Genomic DNA, 16,998 nt, shown 5'->3' on the forward strand with positions numbered 1-16,998 from the left:
CTGCCGCCATGACCCGTTCCGCTCGCTTCGCCGCCACCTGTTTGCTGCTGAGCTTCACCGCCGCCCCGCTGCTGGCCACCGCCGCGCCCAAGCCACCGACCGCACAACAGACCCTGATGGCCAAGTGTTCGGCCCAGAACAAGGGCAAGAAAGGCGACGAGTACAAGAGCGCGCAGAAGGCCTGCCTCAGCGGCGGCGCCGCCCCGGCGGCCGGCAACGCCTCCCAGCAACGCATGAAGGACTGCAACGCGCAAGCCGCGACGCAGAAGCTGCAGGGCGACGCCCGCAAGACCTTCATGAGCGGTTGTCTGAAGAAGCAGTGAGCCGACTAGCCCCTTTCCCACCGGGAGAGGGGTTGGGGTGAGGGTACGTCGCGTAGCGTCTCGCGGTGTTTGGGCGCACGAGGCTGCGCCCGTACCCTCATCCGCCCCTGCGGGGCACCTTCTCCCGGAGGGAGAAGGAAAAAAGCTAAGCCCCTCTCCCCTCGGGAGAGGGGTTGGGGTGAGGGTACGGCGCGTAGCGTCTCGCGATGGTTGAATGCACGAGGCTGCGCCCTACCCTCATCCGCCCCTTCGGGGCACCTTCTCCCGAGGGGAGAAGGAAAAGCTAAGCCCCTCTCCCCTCGGGAGAGGGGTTGGGGTGAGGGTACGACAGCCAGCGAGACCGGCAACAACCGCAGTGCCAACCGCCACCGCTCCTACGAATCCCGACTCCCCACTCCCGAATCCCCGCCGTTCAACGGCATCCCCGCATGATCCACCGCGATCGGCGCATAGTCCTCGCCGAACGCCACCTCGCCCGGCGTCCATCCTGAGCGGCGTCGCACCGCGCCCCAGAAGCGCTTGAGCCCTTCCACCTGCAGCGCCACCAGGCCTAGCTCGTTGTCGCGGTCCACCATCGGATCGCCCACGCCGGTCGGCCGCACCGGCTCGCCGTACAGCGCGGTGCCGAACAGCACGTCCCAGAACGCGAACACCTGGCCGAAGTTGCAGTTGTGCAGCCCCGGCCGCTCCGGGTCCACGCGCATGTGGTGCAGGCGGTGGAACGGCGGATCGACCAGGATCTTGTCGAGCACCGGGCCGAAGCCGAAACGGGTGTTGGCGTGCGACAGGTTCTGCACCAGCTCGCCGAGCAGCATCAGCCAGGCGAACTCGTCGGCCTCGATGCCGAAGGCGATGCCCACCGCGGCCAGCACGAACGATTGCAGCATGCCGTCCAGGTAGTTGCTGCGGTCATTGGCCCAACAGCTAAGCTGGCGCTGGCTGTGGTGCATGCTGTGCATCGCCCACCACCACGGCATCCAGTGCTGCACCCGGTGCATCCAGTAATAGGTGAAGTCGTAGGCCAGGTAGTACAGCGCGAACAGCACCAGCGGATGCTGGTCCAGCCACGGCCACAGATGGCGCAGGCCGGTCTCCGGCGCCGCCGCGGCGTTGGGGTCGGCGCCGCCCAGCGCATTCACCACCGGAGTGAGAATCAGGAACGAGAACAGCGGGAACACCCCGATCAGCATCAACCAGGTGTAGTGGAAGTCGATCCGCGCCAGCCGCCGATGTTCCCAGCGCTCGGCCGGCCACAGGCTCTCCAGCGGCCGGAACAGCACGCCGATGATGGACAGTTGCAGCGCGGCCACCAGCAGCGAGGCGGCGATGTCGTGCGGATCGTCGCTGAGCCCGGTCAGGTGCAGCGCCGCCAGCAGCGGCGCCACCGCGTGGCTGGCGACCAGGTCGACCAGCGTGGACCAGGCGTGGGCAACGGACGAGACCAGGGCGATGACAGGCATGCGAAGACGGCGATGGGGGCGCGACGGCCGGCGCGACAGCATGCGGCCGCTGGCTTTCGCCAAGCTGTCCGCGCCGGCCGATGCCGGCCGCGCGCGGTGGCGCTAGTGCGCCGCGACGGCGTCGGCCCGCCGGCTCGGCAGCAACGCCGCGACGATGCCCAGCAGCGGCAGGAACGACATCACCTGGTACACGAAGACGATGCCGCGGTGGTCGGCAAGCAGGCCCAGCACCGCCGCGCCCAGCCCGCCCATGCCGAAGGCGAAACCGAAGAACAGCCCGGAGATGGTGCCGATGCGCCCGGGCATCATCTCCTGCGCGTACACCAGGATCGCCGAGAACGCCGAGGACAGCACGAAGCCGATCAGCACGGTCAACGCGGTGGCCGCATGCAGGCCCACGTGCGGCAGCGCCAGCGCGAACGGCGCCACGCCCAGGATCGACACCCAGATCACCGGCTTGCGGCCGATGCGGTCGCCGACCGGGCCGCCGATCAGCGTGCCCAGCGCCGAGGCCAGCAGGAACGCGAACAGGTGCAGCTGCGCGCTCTGCACCGAGATGCCGAAGCGCTGGATCAGGTAGAACGTGTAGTAGCTGCTCAGCCCGGCGATGTAGAAATACTTGGAGAAGATCAGCAGCAGCAGGATGCCGACGATGCGCACCACCATGGCCCGCGGCAGTGCCGGCACCGCGGCGACCGGCCGCGGCGCCGCGCGCGCGGCCTGCAGGTGCAGCGCGTACCAGCGCCCGACGTAGGACAGCAGGGCGATGCCGAGCAGCGCCGCGCCGCCGAACCAGGCCACGCTGTGGCGGCCGTTGGGCACGATCACCGCCGCGGCGATCAGCGGCCCAAGCGCAGTGCCGGTATTGCCGCCGACCTGGAACACCGATTGCGCAAGACCATGGCGGCCGCCCGAAGCCAGCCGCGCAATGCGCGAGGATTCGGGATGGAAGATCGCCGAGCCGATCCCGACCAGGGCCGCGGCCAGCAGCACCATGCCGAAGCTGGGCGCATAGGCCAGCAGCAGCAGGCCGCACAGCGTGGAACTCATGCCCAGCGGCAGCGAGTACGGCGCCGGCCGGCGGTCGGTGCGCAGCCCGATCAGCGGCTGGAACAGCGAGGCGGTGATCTGGTACGTGAGAGTGATCAGGCCGACCTGGGCGAAGCTGAGCTGGAACTGGCCCTTGAGCACCGGGTACAGCGCCAGGATCAGCGACTGCATCATGTCGTTGATCAGGTGCGAGGAGGTGATCGCCGCGAGCACACCGGAGGCGACCTTGCGCGGGGCGGCGGCGGCAGACGAGGAAACGACGGGGGCGGCAAGACGCAGCGTGGACATGGCGGGACAGGCATTGCCGGGAACGCGTGCATGGTAGGCTTCCCTGCCCCGACCTTCTTGCGCGACATGCCCAGCAACCATCGCAAAAAGGGCGTATTGGTGCCGCGCTCCACGCGCAACGCGGACGACGCGCCCGCCGACGTGGTGTGCAAGGCCGTCGACTACCCGCCCGACAGCGCCATCGCCCCGCACTGGCATGCGCGTCATCAGTTGATCTACGCGGTCTCCGGCCTGATGGTGGTGCGTTCGGGCCAGGGCCACTGGGTGGTGCCGAGCACGCGCGCGCTGTGGATTCCCGCCGGCACCGAGCACAGCGTGCGTTGGATCGGCAGCCTGCACATGCGCAGCCTGTACATCCGCCCCGCCGCGATCGCTGGCATGCCCGACACGCCGGCAGTGATGGCGGTGGAGCCGCTGCTGGAAGCGCTGATCCGCAGCGCCGCGGAGATCCCCTGGGACCACGCCGCCGACTCGCGCGACGGACGGCTGATGCGGCTGATCCTGGACGAACTGCACGCGCTGCCGGCGCTGCCGCTGTACCTGCCGCAGCCGCGCGATCCGCGCCTGCTGCGCATCGGCGCCGCGCTCGACGCCGACCCGGCCGACCCCACCACCCTGCACGCCTGGGCTGCGGCGCTGGGCGTGGACGTCAAGACCATCCAGCGCCTGTGCCAGCGCGAGCTGCGGATGCGCTTCGGTCAGTGGCGCCAGCAACTGCGCCTGCTGCGCGGGCTGGAACGGCTGGCCGCCGGCGACCGCATCATCGACGTGGCGGTGGAACTGGGCTACGACAGCCCCAGCGCGTTCACCGCCATGTTCAAGCGCCAGTTCGGGCAGCCGCCGAGCCAGTTCTTCCGCTAGCGGCATCCGCGACGCGGCGGCGGCGCATCGACGGCGCAGCCACGCCACCACCGCCCACGCGCGCGATGTCCGCGCGGCCAGGCGCGCGAGTCCAGACCTGCAGCGCGCGACCGCTCACGGCACCTGCGATCAGGCGCGGGACTTGGACGTGGCCGCGGCGGACGCGCGACGCGCGCTGATGCGCTCGACCGTCTGCATGTGCTGTGTGCCCCACTCGCACAGCCCTGCCAGCGCCGCCGCCAGGGACTGCCCGAACGGCGTCAGCGCGTACTCGACCCTGGGCGGGATCTCCTGGAAGTCGATGCGCGCCACGACCTGATCGCGCTCCAGTTCCTTGAGCTGCTGGATTAGCACCTTGTCGGTCACCCCGCCGATGGCACGCCGCAGCTCGCCGTAGCGGTGCACGCGCTTGGCCAGGTTGTAGAGGATCAGCGGCTTCCACTTGCCGCCAAGCACGGACAGCGCGGCCTCGAGACCGCAACTGAAAGTGGGGTTCGCCATGGCCCGTCCGTTCCGAAGGTACTTACCAAATGGTGCATACTATTCAAAAGAATAGCCCGGTTCTACAGTGCCGCCTCCCCATTCTCTGGAGCGCAGCATGAGCAGGCTCAACGGCAAGATTGCAGTGGTGACCGGCGGCAACAGCGGCATTGGCCTGGCGAGCGCGATCCGCTTCGCCGCCGAAGGTGCGCAGGTCGTCATCGTCGGGCGTCGGCAGGAGGAACTGGACAAGGCGCTGCGCCTGATCGGCGCCGACGCCATCGCCCTCCAGGGCGACATTTCCAGGCTGGACGATCTGGACCGCGTCTTCGCCCAGGTCCAGGCCGAAAAGGGCCGCATCGATGTGCTGTTCGCCAATGCGGGACTGGGCGATTTCCAGCCGCTGGGCTCGATCACCGAGGAGTCCTTCGATCGCACCTTCGGCGTCAACGTCAAAGGCACGCTGTTCACCGTGCAAAAGGCGCTGCCGCTGATGCGCGCCGGCGGCTCGGTGATCCTCACCGGCTCCACCACCGGCAGCATGGGCACGGCGGCGTTCAGCGTCTACAGCGCCACCAAGGCCGCCCTGCGCAACTTCGCGCGCAGTTGGGCGCTGGACCTGAAAGGCACGAGCATCCGCGTCAACGTGCTCTCGCCCGGGCCGATCGCCACGCCCGGGTTGGACCTGGTGCTGTCCGGCACCGGCCAGCAGGAGGCGATCGTCGCGGGCATGACCGCGCAGGTGCCGCTGGGCCGCATCGGGCACGCGGACGAAGTCGCGGCGACGGCGCTGTTCCTGGCCTCGGACGAGAGCAGCTTCATGACCGGCAGCGAGGTGTTCGTGGACGGCGGGTTCGCGCAGGTCTGAACGACGCGACGCCGCGGCAGCCGACCTGCTCGGCACAGCCCGACAGGCCTGTCGCATCGTGGTCTATCTCAGGACTGCAGCGTCACCGACGGCGTCAGCGGCACCTGCGCTTGCACGCTGTCCTCAGCGCCGGCCTGCAGATACTCGCGCGCGCAAAGCGCCATGTCCCACAGCACCATCGCCGTGCGCCAGTGCGCCTGGGCCTGCGCGTCCTGGCGATCGCCGGCCAGGCCGGCATGGTGGCGCGCCGCGCGCATGGCCTGCTCGGCCACGCCGGGCAGGTCGCCGCGCGCGAGCCGGCGCAGCACCGCACGCACCCGGAGCCCCGGCATGCCATCGGTCCGCGCCAGATCGAGCGCGTCGCTGCCCATGCCCAGCGCGCCGAGCAAGGCGGCCAGGTCGCGCTGCAGCGTCGCCTCCGGCAGCGCGGCGGCCAGGCCCAGGCGCGCGCGCATGCGATCGGCCATCAGACCGAACCATGCGCGCCGTTGCATGCGCCGCGGATGCAGCGCGATCGCCGCGAGATCGGCATCGACCGAACGCCGCAGCCGGCGCAGGTAGCGCTCGGCGCCACTGGGCAGCAGCACGGTGAACATCAGCACGCCGATGCCGATGCCCAGCAGGAGCGTCAGCGTGCCATTGAACAGCTGCACCACGCCGGTATTGGTGCCGTTGAGCGGCCCCACCAGATCGATGAAGAAGATCGAGCCGCTGGCGCCCAGCGCGGCCGTCGAAGGCCGTCGCATCGCCAGGCCGGCCAGGATCAGGAACGGCGCCAGCACCGCCGCCAGTCCGGCGAAATCCTCCACCCACGGCAGCAGCCAGACGATGCACACGAAGGCGGCCAGCGCCGCCAACCCGGCGCCCTTGAGGAAGCCGATGCTCCCGGACACCGGATCGGGCCGGGTCGCATACAGCGCGCACACCACGCCGACGATGGTCACCATGCCCGCACCGGCGCTCCAGCCGCTGTAGACCCAGAACAGCGACGCCGCCCCCATCGCCAGGAAGGCACGCACTCCGTTGTACGCCGCTTCGTACCGGTCCCGATGGCGGCGCGTGGCGAAGCGGCGACGCGACGGCTGGCCCTGTTCGAACGCCGCCTGTTCCTGCTGGCTGGCCTGCAAGTCGTGCACGATGGTGCGCGCGTGTTCGAGCGCGAAGGCACGGTCGAAGGCGTCGCGCCGCTGCATGCACAGCCGGCGCAGGCGGCGATGGTGCCGATCGAGCCGCCCCAGCGTGGTGGCCAATGCGTCCTCGCCGGGCGAGCGGCCCTCGGCACGCTGGACCAACAGGTCGTGCACGCCGCGCAGCGCACGCGAAGGCGCGCATCCATCCAGGCCGACCCGGCACGATTGCGCCGCCAACAGTTGCGCCAGCATCAGGTAACTGATGTGACGCAGGCGGCCGCCCAGCCGCGCGATCTCGCGCGAACGTGCGGCGGCATAGTCGACCGCGTCGTTGAGCGCCAAGGCGCTGGCGAAGAAGCCGTGGATCTGCGTGCCGGTCGCCTCGCCGCGCAGCAGCCGCGCGGCCAGCGCACTGCCCTGGCGCAGATAGGCCTCCAGCCGTCGCTCCAGTGCCAGGCGCGGCGACGCCGGCGAGAAGATCGACGCCATCACGCCTTCGACCGCAATGCCGAGCAGGATCTCGGTCGCGCGCGCCACGGCGATGTCGAACACCTGCTGCGGATGGGCAGTGGAAGACATGCCCACGATCACCGCCGTGTAGCCGGCCAGCACCACGCCATAGCTGCGGAAGGCCGAGACCACGCTGGCCATGCCGGTGCAGGCACCCAGCCACAGCGCCAGCGCGATCATGAACAACGGCGGCGCCTGGCCGAACAGGCCCATCAACACCACGGCCATGCTCGCCCCCACCAGCGTGCCCACGATGCGGTTGCGCGCCTTGACCACGCTCATGCCGCGGTCGGCCTGGGCCACGATGAAGACCGTCATCGCCGCCCACTTGGGATCCTCCATCGAACAGAGCAGCGCGATGGCCAGCGCCAGCAGCGCGGCGGCCGTGGTCCGCAGCGCAAACCACACATCGGGAGAAGGACGGAGACGGACCATCGACACCGCGTCGAAGCTGGGCAGGCGCATGGCCCTCATCGTAGGGCCAGACGATTTTCAGCATAATGCAGCCAAAGATGGATAGACCCTTGCCAGAAACGGAAGAAAGCGCGCGCGCCGCCCGCGTGGACTTCGACAACGTGCGGCTGTTCCTGCGCGTGGTCGAACAGGGCAGCCTCACCGCCGCCGCGCGCCAGGCGCGCGTGCCGCTGACCAGCGTCAGCCGTCGCATCAAGGCACTGGAACAGGCATTGGGCGTGCAACTGCTCCATCGCAGCACCCGTCGGCTGGCGGTGTCCGAGGCCGGGCGCGCCTTCTATGCCCGTTGCGTGGAGGCCGAGCAGACCCTGCAGGATGCCGTGCAGGACGCGCGCGACCTGCGCGCGCAGGCGCGCGGCACCCTGCGTGTGCTGGCTCCCTATGCACTGGGCCTGCTGGTGCTGGAGCCGCAGCTGGCGCGACTCCGCCAGCGCCACCCAGGCGTGCAACTGGCGCTGACCTACGACGATCAGCCGCTGGACCTGCTCAGCCATGGCCTGGACGTTGCCGTCCACGTCGGGCCACCGCCCCACTCCAGCTACGTTGCGCGGCCGTTGGGCGCCTCGCGCGCCATCCTGGTGAGCAGTCCCGATTATCTGGCCCGTGCCGGTACGCCTGCACATCCCAAGGACCTGCTCGGCCACGCGGTGCTCGCGGTCGGCGCGGATGCCCCGCTCGTGGTCTGGGCGTTGCGGCACGGCACCGGCGAATCGATCGAGCTGACCCTGCGGCCGCTGCTGATTTCGAACGAATCGACCACGGTGATCCGCCAGGTGGCGCAAGGGGCCGGCATCGCCCTGCTCTCCCAGCCGTTGGTCCAATCGCGGCTCGACCAGGGCCAACTGGTGCGCGTGCTGCCAGACTGGCAACGCTGGCCGGATCTGGAGATCACCGCGCTGTATCCGCGTCGCGCCACCCAGGAACGCAAGGTGCGCGCGTTCGTCGACTTCCTGCTGGAGATCTTCGCCGATTGGCGCGTGTGCGATTGAAAGGCACCTCTCGTCAGCTGCCTCCGGCCCAGCAAGCCGGAGTCTAGTTGCCCGGTAGGAGCGGCTTCAGCCGCGATGGGCTACCGGGAACGCCCCGGTCGCGGCTGAAGCCGCTCCTACAGGACAGCCCTGAAGTCCCAAAAGCCTCCATCGCGGCGATGCTGCCGCGCGCTCAGGCCTGCCCCAGCGCCTGCTGCAGATCGGCGAGCAGATCGTCGATATGTTCGATGCCCACCGAAAGCCGCACCGTGTCCTCGCTGACGCCGCTGCGCTGCAACTCCTCGGGCGAGAGCTGGCGATGCGTGGTGGATGCCGGATGCGTGGCCAGCGACTTGGCGTCGCCGATGTTGACCAGCCGGGTGAACAGTTGCAGCGCGTCGAGGAAGCGCGCGCCGGCGGCACGACCGCCGCGCAGGCCGAAGGTCAGCACGCCGGAGCCATGCCCACGCAGGTACTTCTGCGCCAGCGCGTGCTCGGGATGGTCCGGCAGGCCGGCGTAATTGACCCACTCCACCTTGGCCTCGCCCTGCAGGTGCCGCGCCAGCGCCAGCGCGTTCTGGTTGATCCGGTCCATGCGCAGCGGCAGCGTCTCGATACCCTGCAGGATCTGGAACGCATTGAACGGCGACAGCGCCGCGCCGGTGTTGCGCAGCGGCACCACCCGCGCACGGCCGATGTAGGCGGCCTCGCCCAGCGCCTCGGTGTAGACCACGCCGTGGTAGCTCACGTCCGGCTCGTTGAGGCGGCGGAAGCGCTGCGCGTGCGCCGCCCACGGGAAGCGCCCGGAATCGACGATCGCCCCGCCCAGGCTGGTGCCATGGCCGCCCAGGTACTTGGTCAGCGAATGCACCACGATGTCGGCGCCGAACTCGAACGGCCGCAGCAGGTACGGCGTGGGCACGGTGTTGTCGACGATCAGCGGCACGCCATGGGCGTGGGCGATGGCGGCCACCGCTTCCAGGTCGGTGACGTTGCCGCGCGGATTGCCGATCGACTCGACGAAGATGGCCTTGGTGCGCTCGTCGATCAGCCCGGCGAAGGCGCCCGGATCGCGGTAGTCGGCGAAGCGGGTCTGGATGCCGGACAGCGGCAGCGTATGCGCGAACAGGTTGTAGGTGCCGCCGTACAGCGCGCTGGAGGAGACGATGTTGTCGCCGGCCTCGGCGATGGTCTGGATGGCGTAGGTCACCGCCGCCTGCCCGGAGGCCACCGCCAGCGCGCCGATGCCGCCTTCCAGCGCGGCGATGCGCTGCTCCAGCACGTCGGTGGTGGGGTTCATGATGCGGCTGTAGATGTTGCCCTGCACCTTCAGGTCGAACAGGTCGGCGCCGTGCTGGGTGTCGTCGAAGGCGTAGGCCACGGTCTGGTAGATCGGCACCGCCACCGCGCGGGTGGTCGGATCGGGACGATAGCCGCCGTGCACGGCGATGGTTTCCAGCTTCCAGTTCGGGTCGGACATGCGCGCGTCTCGGCAACGAGGGAGCGCAGACGATAGCGCCGCGCGCGACGGCAGATGCAAACCTGCGGTTATGAGGCCATGCCGCTGGGTTGTCAGCGTTGCGGCCGGCAGCGTGGCGACCTGCCAGGCTCAGTCGTCGCCGAGCGCGCCCTGGACGAGCAGCCAGGCACGCAAGGTTTCTGCGTCCACATAACGCTCGGCGCGCAGGCCCAGGGCACGTGCGGCCTCGACATGGACCGCCGTGTCATCGACGAACAGCACCTCGTCCGCGGCCATTCCCAATTGCGCCAGCGCATGCAGGAAGATCGCCGGCTCCGGCTTGATCGCGCCGACCTCGCTCGAATTCACCACCGCGTCGAACGCATCGGCGATGCCGAGCGCCTGCAGATCGTGCGACAGGCGCGAGGTGGCGTTGCTCAGCAACACCACGGGCATGCGCTGGCGCACCTGCTGCAGCAGCGCCAGCACAGGCGGGTTGAGCCGCGCCGCCGTCGGCGCGGACCAAGCGGCGACCAAGGCCGCGACATCGGCCTCCGGCGCCATCGTAGCGAGGCGCGCGGCCACCTCGGCCCGCCATTGCGCATCGCGCGTCGCGCCGCGGATCGCTGGCTCCAGCAGCGCCGGCGCGAACGCCACCGTGCGCAGACTGCCCTGCGGCACGCCGTGTGCGCGCTCGAGTTCGGCGTCGTCGGCGGGCCACAGCCGCAGCACGCCGTCCATGTCGATCAACAGCGCGCGCGCCGCAGGCGCGGCGGTGCGCGCCTGCGGTGCCTGCGCGACGTGCCCCATCACGCCTTCTCGAACACCAGTTTGCCGCCCTCGGCCTCGACCTTGATGGTGTCACCGCTGACGAACTGCCCGGACAGGATCTGCTGCGCCAGCGGGTTCTCCAGTTGCGCCTGGATCGCACGCTTGAGCGGGCGCGCACCGTACACAGGGTCGAAACCGACATTGCCGAGCAGCTCCAGCGCGCGGTCGCCCAGTTCGATCTTCAGCCCGCGCTCGGCCAGGCGCTTTTCCAGGCCATGCAGCTGGATGCGCGCGATCGACTTGATCTGCGCCTTGTCCAGCGGGTGGAACACCACGATGTCGTCCAGGCGGTTGATGAACTCCGGGCGGAAGTGCGCCTGCACCACGCCCATCACCGCCGCCTTCATCTGCGTGTAGGCCTCGGCGCTGCCGTCGCCGCTCAGTTCCTGGATCTGGTGCGAGCCCAGGTTGGAGGTCATCACGATGACGGTGTTGCGGAAGTCCACGGTGCGGCCCTGGCCGTCGGTGAGGCGGCCGTCGTCGAGCACCTGCAGCAGGATGTTGAACACATCGCTGTGCGCCTTCTCCACCTCGTCGAGCAGGATCAGCGAATACGGCCGGCGCCGCACCGCCTCGGTGAGGTAGCCGCCTTCTTCATAACCCACGTAACCCGGAGGCGCGCCGATCAGCCGCGCCACCGAGTGCTTCTCCATGAACTCGCTCATGTCGATGCGGATCATCGCGTCGCTGCTGTCGAACAGGAACTCGGCCAGCGCCTTGCACAGCTCAGTCTTGCCGACGCCGGTGGGGCCCAGGAACAGGAACGAGCCGCTGGGCCGGTTCGGATCGGACAGACCGGCGCGCGAGCGGCGCACCGCGTCGGACACCACCTTGATCGCTTCTTCCTGGCCGACCACGCGCTGGTGCAGCTCGTCCTCCATGCGCAGCAGCTTGTCGCGCTCACCCTCGAGCATCTTGTTGACCGGGATGCCGGTCCAGCGCGACACCACCTCGGCGATTTCCTCGGCGGTGACGCGGTCCTGCACCAGCTTGAAGTCGTGCTGTTCGGCCTCGTTGGCCGCGGCCAGCTGCTTCTCCAGATTCGGCAGCAGGCCGTACTGGATCTCGCTCATCTTGGCGTAGTCCTGGCGCCGCTGCGCGGCCTCCAGTTCCACGCGCGCCTGCTCGATCTGCTCCTTGATCTTGGTCGCGCCCTGCAGCGCCGCCTTCTCCGACTTCCACACCTCGTCCAGGTCGGAGAACTCGCGCTCGAGCTTGGCGATGTCGCTCTCCAGGTCGGCCAGGCGCTGCCGCGAGGCCTCGTCCTTCTCCTTCTTCAGCATCTCGCGCTGGATCTTGAGCTGGATCAGGCGCCGCTCCAGGCGGTCCAGTTCCTCCGGCTTGGAGTCGATCTCCATGCGGATGCGGCTGGCCGCCTCGTCCATCAGGTCAATGGCCTTGTCCGGCAACTGGCGGTCGGTGATGTAGCGGTTGGACAGCGTGGCCGCGGCGACGATCGCCGGGTCGGTGATCTCCACGCCGTGGTGCACCGCGTAGCGCTCCTTGAGCCCGCGCAGGATGGCGATGGTGTCCTCCACCGTCGGTTCGCCGACGAACACCTTCTGGAAGCGGCGCTCCAGCGCCGCGTCCTTCTCGATGTACTTGCGGTACTCGTCCAGGGTGGTGGCGCCGATGCAGTGCAGCTCGCCGCGCGCCAGCGCCGGCTTGAGCATGTTGCCCGCGTCCATGGCGCCATCGGCCTTGCCGGCGCCGACCATGGTGTGCAGTTCGTCGATGAACAGGATGATCTGGCCTTCGTTCTTGGCCAGGTCGTTGAGCACGCCCTTGAGCCGCTCTTCGAACTCGCCGCGGAACTTGGCACCGGCGATCAGCGCGCCCATGTCCAGCGACAGCACGCGCTTGCCGCGCAGACCTTCCGGCACTTCGCCATTGACGATGCGCTGGGCCAGGCCCTCGACGATGGCGGTCTTGCCGACGCCGGGCTCGCCGATCAGCACCGGGTTGTTCTTGGTGCGCCGCTGCAGCACCTGCACGGTGCGGCGGATCTCCTCGTCGCGGCCGATCACCGGATCGAGCTTGCCGCTCTCGGCGCGCGCAGTGAGGTCGATGGTGTACTTCTCCAGCGCCTGGCGCTGTTCCTCGGCGTTTTCCGACTGCACGGTCTCGCCGCCGCGCAGCTTGTCGATGGCGGACTCGAGCTTCTTCTTGTCGGCGCCGGCCGCGCGCAGCGCCAGGCCCAACGGGCCGCCGTCGTCGGCCGCGGCCAGCACGAACCACTCGCTGGCGATGAACTGGTCGTTGTGCTGCTGCGCCAGCTTGTCGGTCTGGTTGAGCAGGCGGCTGAGGTCGTTGCCCATCGACACGTTGCCGGGCTGGCCGCTGACCTTGGGCAGCTTGTCCAGCGCCTCGCCCAGGCGTTCGCGCAGCACCGGCACGTTGACGCCGGCCTGCGCCAGCAACGGCCGGGTGCTGCCACCGGCCTGGTCGAGCAGCGCCACGAACACGTGCACCGGCTCGATGATGGTGTGGTCGCGGCCCACGGCCAGCGACTGCGCGTCGGCCAGGGCCTGCTGGAAGCGCGAGGTGAGCTTGTCCATCCGCATCGGGAAGTCCTCTGAAGGAAAGGGCCGGCCATGCCGGCATGCCAGCAAAATGCGGCTGTCCGCTTCTGTTTCAAGGCCGTCGGCGGCGTCTGTATACGCTACGCAGGAGCACCGCGACGCGGTGTGCCGTTGGCCGCACTTTGGTACCTGCCAGTCACACGCCGCTACCGCAAGGGCGCTACCCTCGGCGCTTCGTCCCCACGCGCAGGCCCCGTCATGCACTACGAGCTCTACTACTGGACCGGCATCCAGGGCCGCGGCGAGTTCGTGCGGCTGGCGCTGGAGGATGCCGGTGCCGGCTACCGCGACGTGGCCCGCGAACAGGGCGATGCGGCGATGCAGCCCTTCCTCGACGGCGCCCATGCCGGCGCGCGGCCGTTCGCACCGCCGTTCCTCAAGGCCGGCCGGCTGGTGATCGCTCAGGTCGCCAACATCCTGCACTACCTCGGCCCGCCGCTGGGCCTGGTGCCGGACAGCGACTCGCGGCGGCTGCAGGCGCTGCAATTGCAGTTGACCATCGCCGACCTGGTCGCCGAGGTCCACGACAGCCACCATCCCATCGCCAGTGGGCTGTACTACGAAGACCAGAAGGCCGAAGCGCAGCGCCGCGCCGAAGACCTGCGCAAGCAGCGGTTGCCGAAGTTCCTGGGCTATTTCGAACAGGTGCTGGACCAGGGCGGCGGGCGCCACGTGCTGCGCGAGCATTCCTATGTGGATCTGTCGCTGTTCCAGCTGATGAGCGGACTGGACTACGCGTTTCCGCAGGCAATGAAGAAACTGTCGCCGAAGCTGCCGCGACTGCGCGCGCTGCAGCAGCGCGTGTGCGAGCGCCCGGGCATCGCGGCCTACCTGGCCTCGCCACGGCGCCTGCCGTTCAACGAGAACGGCATCTTCCGGCATTACCCGGAGCTGGATGGCTGAGCGGGCCGACGGCCTTGTCGTTTACCGGAAGCCCGCTGTCACCCGGCGGGCTGGCAGATGACGGCATCGCGGTTGTAGGAGTGGCTTCAGCCGCGATGGGCATTTCCCGGTAAGGCCCGTCGCGGCTGAAGCCGCTCCTACGAGAACCAAAAGCCCGCGTCCGACTCAGGTCCGCGTCAACTCCACGCGCACCGCACGCAATTGCGCCTTCACCGCCGCGGCCTGGGTCGGGCCCATGCGCAGCAGCGCCTTCTGCCCGATCGACAGCGATTCCAGCGCCGGATCCACGAAGCGGTACTTGCCGCGCACCGGATCCATCTCCACCGCGAGCGGCGCGGTCGGTGTCGGGGTCTGCAGCAGGTGGTCGATCACTTGCACCAGCCGATCGTTGAAGTAGCCCTGCGGATAGCCCAGTTCCACGTAGGCCTGTTGGAACAACGGATAGAAGCGCCGGTAGGCCGCCACCGCCGTGCCCGGATCGGCGCGGGTGAAGGCCTCCACGTAGGGCGCATAGCGCTGGGCATTGGTGTCGGCGATGACGCTGGCGCCGCCGGCATCGGTGCTCACCTGCAGGTCGCCCGGCACCTGCTTGAGCGCCAGGGAGCGGGCAGTGACGCGGCGCTGGGTCAGGTTGTCGACCATGGTCACCAAGCGCTGGATCAGGTGGTCGCGCAGCAGCAGCGCCAGCGGTGCGTCGCCGCCGGCCAGCGCACTCAGTGCCGACCAGGCTGCGTCGTCGCTGGCGGCCAGCGCCGGAATCGCCGCATCGGCAGCGGCCGCGGCATCGATCGGGTGCTGGATCGGCGGAGGTGTTGCCGCCGCGGCCGGCGCAACGGGCGCTGCGGGCGGGGTCGCGACGGGTGCCGGCGCGACTGCGGCAGGCGCCGGTGCGGCGGCCGGCCATAACGCTGCGATGTTGTCGCGGAACAACCATGCCGCAGCAGCGGCCACCAGCACGGCGACCAGGATCCACGGCCAGAACGAAGGACGCGACTGCATGGGATGCACATCTCCATCGGACAATGGAGGTGTGACCGTCGCGATGCGCACCGGTTCCAGCGTGCGACGGCTGGCGTTCAGCCTCGACGCATCGTCCCCATGCAATGTCGCCATGGTCGGCGCACCACCGCGCCGTCAGTCCACCAGTACCGCCCGCGGCTTCTGCAACGACAGCAGGCCGAGCAAGGCGGCCAGCACCAGGTAGCCGCCGACGAACTGCCAGGCGATCAGCTTTGGCACGCCGCTCAGCGTCCACGGCAGGTACAGGCCGCCGCGCGGGTCCACCGAATGGATCAGCCCGAACAGGGTCAGCCCGGCCGCCACCAGCAGGAACGCGGCGGCGCGACGCAAGCGGCCGTCGACCATCGCCGCCACCGCGGCGATCCACAGCATCGCGGTGATGATGAAGCCGTTGCCCAGGGTCAGGATCACCGCCAGCTCCGGCAGGCCGTGGCCGTCGAGGGTGGTGGTGAGCTTGGCCAGCTGCTCCGGGGCGATCCAGCCCGGTGCCTTGATCGCCAGCAGGTAGGCCACCGACGGCAGGAAGCCCAGCACCATCGCACCGGCGTGGCGCTTGGGCGTGGCCTGGAAGGCCTGGGTGGTGATGTCGATGGCGACGTAGACGATGATCGGCGCCAGCACCGCCATCGGCAGCCACTGCACCAGGCCGGCGACCAGCCCGAGCATGCCGCCCAGGCCGATGAACAGGCCGGTGAGCAGCGTGTAGCCGCTGCGCGCGCCCATGTGCTTGTAGGCCGGCTGGCCGATGTACGGCGTGGTCTGGGCGACGCCGCCGCAGACGCCGGCGATCAGGGTGGCGCCGGCCTCGACCAGCAGGATGTCGCGGGTGCGGTAGTCGTCGCCGGCGGCGCGTGCGCTCTCGCTGACGTTGATGCCACCCACCACCATCAGCAGGCCGAACGGCAGCAGCAGCGGTAGCAGCGGCACGGTGTCGGCCAGGCCGGCGACGAAGCCCAGGCTCGGCCACGGCAGCACCAGCTGCGGCGCGATCCACTGCGGCGCCTGGTGGCCGGGAATGCCGAAGCCGGCCGCATTGGCCCAGTAGTACAGGCCGGTGCCCAATGCCAGCGCCACCGGCACCCCAGGCAGGCGCCACGGCAACCGCCCCTTGGCGATCAGCACGTACAGCAGCAGGCCCAGCACCACCAGCCCGACCAGCGGCGTGCGCAGCGTCTCCAGCAGGGGCAGGAAGCCCATCAGCACGATGGCGATGCCGGCAATGGAGCCGAGCAGCGCGGCGCGCGGCAAGGCGCGGGTGACCGCGTCGCCGAAGAACGACAGCACGGTCTTCAGCGTGCCCATCACCACCAGCGACGCCATGCCCAGGTGCCAGGTGGCCAGCGCCGCGGCCTGCGGATCCAGGCCCTGCTGCTTGTAGCGCACGAACGCCGGGCCAAGCACCAGCAGGGCCATGCCGATGCTGGTCGGCGCATCCAGGCCCAGCGGCATCGCGGTGACGTCGCTGCGCCCGCTGCGCGCAGCCAGGCGCCGCGCCATCCAGGTGTAGAGCAGGTTGCCGACCAACACGCCGAAGGCGGTGCCGGGAATCATCCGGGTGTAGATGACCTCGGCGGGGAACTGGAAGAGACCGACCAGCGCCAGGGTGATGAAGCCGAGGATCGACAGGTTGTCGACCACCAGGCCGAAGAAGCCGTTGAGGTCGCCGGCGACGAACCAGCGCAGGCGCGGCGAAACGGGAGCGGGACTGGACATGCGGGCAGTGGCGGCGTGGGGAGTCGAGGGATGGTAAGGGGAAGCGGCACCGACGGATCGGTGCACGCGCAGGATGCC

At 69.5% G+C, this 16,998-nt stretch carries 14 protein-coding genes; 5 read left to right on the plus strand and 9 right to left on the minus strand.

Annotation, left to right across the window (positions count from 1 at the left end):
• Positions 1–8: 8 nt before the first annotated feature.
• Positions 9–323 carry a PsiF family protein gene (locus RAB71_RS15790; RefSeq protein ID WP_010344350.1) on the plus strand — a complete coding sequence of 105 codons (315 nt, stop codon included), beginning with the start codon at positions 9–11 and terminating at the stop codon, positions 321–323.
• Positions 324–697: 374 nt separating this feature from the next.
• Here RAB71_RS15790 and RAB71_RS15795 read toward each other — a convergent pair whose 3' ends face one another.
• Both RAB71_RS15795 and RAB71_RS15800 read right to left on the minus strand, forming a co-directional pair.
• A complete protein-coding gene (locus RAB71_RS15795; protein WP_010344351.1) occupies positions 698–1,783 on the minus strand; it encodes a sterol desaturase family protein in 1,086 nt (361 codons plus the stop codon).
• A gap of 102 nt (positions 1,784–1,885) precedes the next feature.
• Positions 1,886–3,121: an MFS transporter gene (locus RAB71_RS15800; protein WP_010344352.1), complete on the minus strand. Its 1,236-nt coding sequence runs from the start codon at positions 3,119–3,121 to the stop codon at positions 1,886–1,888.
• A gap of 30 nt (positions 3,122–3,151) precedes the next feature.
• Here RAB71_RS15800 and RAB71_RS15805 point away from each other — a divergent pair, with 30 nt between their 5' ends.
• A complete protein-coding gene (locus RAB71_RS15805; RefSeq protein ID WP_234006547.1) occupies positions 3,152–3,982 on the plus strand; it encodes a helix-turn-helix domain-containing protein in 831 nt (276 codons plus the stop codon).
• Between the two features lie 129 nt (positions 3,983–4,111).
• On the opposite strand, the gene RAB71_RS15810 is transcribed toward RAB71_RS15805, so the two are convergent.
• Positions 4,112–4,483: a helix-turn-helix domain-containing protein gene (locus RAB71_RS15810; RefSeq protein ID WP_010344355.1), complete on the minus strand. Its 372-nt coding sequence runs from the start codon at positions 4,481–4,483 to the stop codon at positions 4,112–4,114.
• A gap of 97 nt (positions 4,484–4,580) precedes the next feature.
• Between RAB71_RS15810 and RAB71_RS15815 the strand changes: the two genes are divergently transcribed.
• The gene (locus RAB71_RS15815) at positions 4,581–5,330 is read left to right on the plus strand and encodes an SDR family NAD(P)-dependent oxidoreductase (RefSeq protein ID WP_010344356.1); all 750 of its coding nucleotides are present in this window, start codon (positions 4,581–4,583) and stop codon (positions 5,328–5,330) included.
• Positions 5,331–5,398: 68 nt separating this feature from the next.
• On the opposite strand, the gene RAB71_RS15820 is transcribed toward RAB71_RS15815, so the two are convergent.
• Complete coding sequence (locus RAB71_RS15820; RefSeq protein ID WP_010344357.1) at positions 5,399–7,435, minus strand: FUSC family protein; 2,037 nt, start codon at positions 7,433–7,435, stop codon at positions 5,399–5,401.
• Positions 7,436–7,494: 59 nt separating this feature from the next.
• On the opposite strand from RAB71_RS15820, the gene RAB71_RS15825 reads away from it, so the two are divergent.
• Positions 7,495–8,433, plus strand: a complete 939-nt coding sequence (locus tag RAB71_RS15825; RefSeq protein WP_010344358.1) for a LysR family transcriptional regulator — start codon at positions 7,495–7,497, stop codon at positions 8,431–8,433.
• A gap of 172 nt (positions 8,434–8,605) precedes the next feature.
• Here the strand turns inward: RAB71_RS15825 and RAB71_RS15830 are convergent, their stop codons facing one another.
• The 3 genes from RAB71_RS15830 to clpB all read right to left on the minus strand — a co-directional run bounded on the left by RAB71_RS15830 (position 8,606) and on the right by clpB (position 13,266).
• A complete protein-coding gene (locus RAB71_RS15830; RefSeq protein ID WP_010344359.1) occupies positions 8,606–9,892 on the minus strand; it encodes an O-acetylhomoserine aminocarboxypropyltransferase/cysteine synthase family protein in 1,287 nt (428 codons plus the stop codon).
• Between the two features lie 129 nt (positions 9,893–10,021).
• Positions 10,022–10,681, minus strand: a complete 660-nt coding sequence (locus RAB71_RS15835; protein ID WP_010344360.1) for an HAD-IA family hydrolase — start codon at positions 10,679–10,681, stop codon at positions 10,022–10,024.
• On the minus strand, positions 10,681–13,266 hold the full coding sequence (clpB, locus tag RAB71_RS15840; protein WP_010344361.1) for an ATP-dependent chaperone ClpB: 2,586 nt from the start codon (positions 13,264–13,266) through the stop codon (positions 10,681–10,683). The genes RAB71_RS15835 and clpB overlap by 1 nt, the downstream gene beginning before the upstream one ends.
• 216 nt (positions 13,267–13,482) lie before the next feature.
• On the opposite strand from clpB, the gene RAB71_RS15845 reads away from it, so the two are divergent.
• Positions 13,483–14,187: a glutathione S-transferase gene (locus RAB71_RS15845; protein WP_010344362.1), complete on the plus strand. Its 705-nt coding sequence runs from the start codon at positions 13,483–13,485 to the stop codon at positions 14,185–14,187.
• Between the two features lie 165 nt (positions 14,188–14,352).
• Here the strand turns inward: RAB71_RS15845 and RAB71_RS15850 are convergent, their stop codons facing one another.
• The gene (locus RAB71_RS15850) at positions 14,353–15,186 is read right to left on the minus strand and encodes a DUF3014 domain-containing protein (protein WP_104609547.1); all 834 of its coding nucleotides are present in this window, start codon (positions 15,184–15,186) and stop codon (positions 14,353–14,355) included.
• 135 nt (positions 15,187–15,321) lie between these two features.
• Entirely contained in the window at positions 15,322–16,920 is a 1,599-nt protein-coding gene (locus RAB71_RS15855; protein WP_010344364.1) for a hypothetical protein, read from the minus strand.
• Positions 16,921–16,998: the final 78 nt, after the last annotated feature.

It is taken from the genome of Xanthomonas sacchari (assembly GCF_040529065.1).
Taxonomy (GTDB): Bacteria; Pseudomonadota; Gammaproteobacteria; order Xanthomonadales; family Xanthomonadaceae; genus Xanthomonas_A; species Xanthomonas_A sacchari.

Excerpts from the sequence above, each read along its gene's own strand:
- RAB71_RS15850 (WP_104609547.1), bottom strand. The coding sequence starts at position 15,186 with ATGCAGTCGCGTCCTTCGTTCTGGCCGTGGATCCTGGTCGCCGTGCTG.
- clpB (WP_010344361.1), bottom strand. The coding sequence starts at position 13,266 with ATGCGGATGGACAAGCTCACCTCGCGCTTCCAGCAGGCCCTGGCCGAC.
- RAB71_RS15795 (WP_010344351.1), bottom strand. The coding sequence starts at position 1,783 with ATGCCTGTCATCGCCCTGGTCTCGTCCGTTGCCCACGCCTGGTCCACG.
- RAB71_RS15830 (WP_010344359.1), bottom strand. The coding sequence starts at position 9,892 with ATGTCCGACCCGAACTGGAAGCTGGAAACCATCGCCGTGCACGGCGGC.
- RAB71_RS15815 (WP_010344356.1), top strand. The coding sequence starts at position 4,581 with ATGAGCAGGCTCAACGGCAAGATTGCAGTGGTGACCGGCGGCAACAGC.
- RAB71_RS15845 (WP_010344362.1), top strand. The coding sequence starts at position 13,483 with ATGCACTACGAGCTCTACTACTGGACCGGCATCCAGGGCCGCGGCGAG.
- RAB71_RS15820 (WP_010344357.1), bottom strand. The coding sequence starts at position 7,435 with ATGCGCCTGCCCAGCTTCGACGCGGTGTCGATGGTCCGTCTCCGTCCT.
- RAB71_RS15855 (WP_010344364.1), bottom strand. The coding sequence starts at position 16,920 with ATGTCCAGTCCCGCTCCCGTTTCGCCGCGCCTGCGCTGGTTCGTCGCC.
- RAB71_RS15800 (WP_010344352.1), bottom strand. The coding sequence starts at position 3,121 with ATGTCCACGCTGCGTCTTGCCGCCCCCGTCGTTTCCTCGTCTGCCGCC.
- RAB71_RS15805 (WP_234006547.1), top strand. The coding sequence starts at position 3,152 with ATGGTAGGCTTCCCTGCCCCGACCTTCTTGCGCGACATGCCCAGCAAC.
- RAB71_RS15810 (WP_010344355.1), bottom strand. The coding sequence starts at position 4,483 with ATGGCGAACCCCACTTTCAGTTGCGGTCTCGAGGCCGCGCTGTCCGTG.
- RAB71_RS15835 (WP_010344360.1), bottom strand. The coding sequence starts at position 10,681 with ATGGGGCACGTCGCGCAGGCACCGCAGGCGCGCACCGCCGCGCCTGCG.
- RAB71_RS15790 (WP_010344350.1), top strand. The coding sequence starts at position 9 with ATGACCCGTTCCGCTCGCTTCGCCGCCACCTGTTTGCTGCTGAGCTTC.